The sequence below is a fragment of the Bacillus cereus group sp. BceL220 genome (assembly GCF_051776965.1).
GTDB classification, from domain to species: domain Bacteria; phylum Bacillota; class Bacilli; order Bacillales; family Bacillaceae_G; genus Bacillus_A; species Bacillus_A cereus.
This window is the reverse complement of the sequence record NZ_JBPWBC010000063.1, coordinates 1-361: the sequence shown is the minus strand read 5'-3', so window position 1 is coordinate 361 and position 361 is coordinate 1. Positions and strand designations below refer to the sequence as shown.

The following is a 361-nucleotide window of genomic DNA, read 5'->3' as shown; positions in this document are numbered from 1 at the left end:
GGTCGGCTACGCATCGTTGCCTTGGTGAGCCGTTACCTCACCAACTAGCTAATGCGACGCGGGTCCATCCATAAGTGACAGCCGAAGCCGCCTTTCAATTTCGAACCATGCAGTTCAAAATATTATCCGGTATTAGCCCCGGTTTCCCGGAGTTATCCCAGTCTTATGGGCAGGTTACCCACGTGTTACTCACCCGTCCGCCGCTAACTTCTTGAGAGCAAGCTCTCAATCCATTCGCTCGACTTGCATGTATTAGGCACGCCGCCAGCGTTCATCCTGAGCCAGGATCAAACTCTCCAATAAAGTTAGTTTGTCTAGCATCTAAAAATAAAAATTGACGTTTCACGTTGTTTGTTTCGTT

The 361-nt window shown here is 48.8% G+C and carries 1 rRNA gene; it reads right to left on the bottom strand.

Annotated elements, in window-relative coordinates:
* A 16S ribosomal RNA gene (locus tag ACS2FK_RS30540) occupies positions 1-303 on the bottom strand; the annotation flags it as partial.
* Positions 304-361 lie beyond the last annotated feature (58 nt).